Source organism: Ruminococcoides bili (genome assembly GCF_040093295.1).
Taxonomy (GTDB): domain Bacteria; phylum Bacillota; class Clostridia; order Oscillospirales; family Acutalibacteraceae; genus Ruminococcoides; species Ruminococcoides intestinale_A.
This window is the reverse complement of sequence record NZ_JBBNJY010000094.1, coordinates 1-1018: the sequence shown is the minus strand read 5'-3', so window position 1 is coordinate 1018 and position 1018 is coordinate 1. Positions and strand designations below refer to the sequence as shown.

Sequence of the window (1018 nt, the reverse complement as noted above, 5' to 3'; positions counted from 1 at the left end):
AAATTGAGTAAACTTTTTTTGTTTTTGGGAGGATAATTTAGCGTTAGCTAAATTTCAATGCCCGACCGACACTCCGCTAAACCATAATTGAACCCGACTTTTGATAAAAAATCACCGCCCGTAAATTTTTGTTACGGGCGATGCTTTATCGGATTATTTTAAGTTGTCAGCTGTAAACAATTTAAAATTCATCAAAAGATCTCGCAATGTACTGCTGAACTCTTGTTACATCCAAGACAGAAATTTTTCCGTCCTTATTAACATCCGCTGCTTCTTTCTGCTTATCGGTAAAACTTTGATTCTGAGCAATATAAAGCTGTATAGCGGTTACATCGTTTACATTTATCTGTCCGTCGCCTGTAACATCGCCGAGCATTACATCATCGTCACTATACAAATATGCCTTTGTATTTTTGTTTATCGCAAGTTTTTCGTAACCCGCAACAGAAGTAACACCGCTCTGAACTTCGCTGTTTCTTACAACTGCCGCAAAGTTGACTTTTAAATCATTGTCAATAAAACCTACGCAAAGAGTTTTAAGATTAAGGTCTACTGTCGTACTGCCTGTACCTATAACATTAAAGTAAGCTCTTACAAATGTCTTTTTGTTTGTAAAGTCCTTAAGGTCAGTAATATCCGTAAAGTTGGATAAGATACGGCCTGTTTTGATGTTTGTAACCTCGTTTGAAACATTCGGCATAAAATCTTTTGAACGGGCAACATCAAGCTTAAGTTTTGAAGAATCGTAATTAAGTGCCCACTCTGCGTTTACAAGTTTCATTGATGACTGCAGTTCATATTCAACACAAAGCTCTTTGTTGTTTACAAGTGTAACCTTTGCACTCGGGAAGTAGTTTGATGTAGCGGTTACATTAAGATTTTTGCTCTCTGTAGGTTTAGCTGTGGTCGGTTGAGTGGTCGGTTGAGTGGTTGGTTTTGCGGTAGTCGGCTGTGTAGGTCTTGCTGTTGTCGGCTGTGTAGCCTGAGAAGCTGTTGTAGGAACAATAAGGCTTGTGAT

General features: G+C 38.5%; 1 protein-coding gene. It reads right to left on the bottom strand.

Features of this window, described 5'->3' with window-relative positions:
• Window positions 1-181 precede the first annotated feature (181 nt).
• Window positions 182-1018, bottom strand: an 837-nt coding sequence (locus AAAY30_RS11505) for a dockerin type I repeat-containing protein (protein WP_499215968.1), incomplete at its 5' end; no start/stop codon positions are given.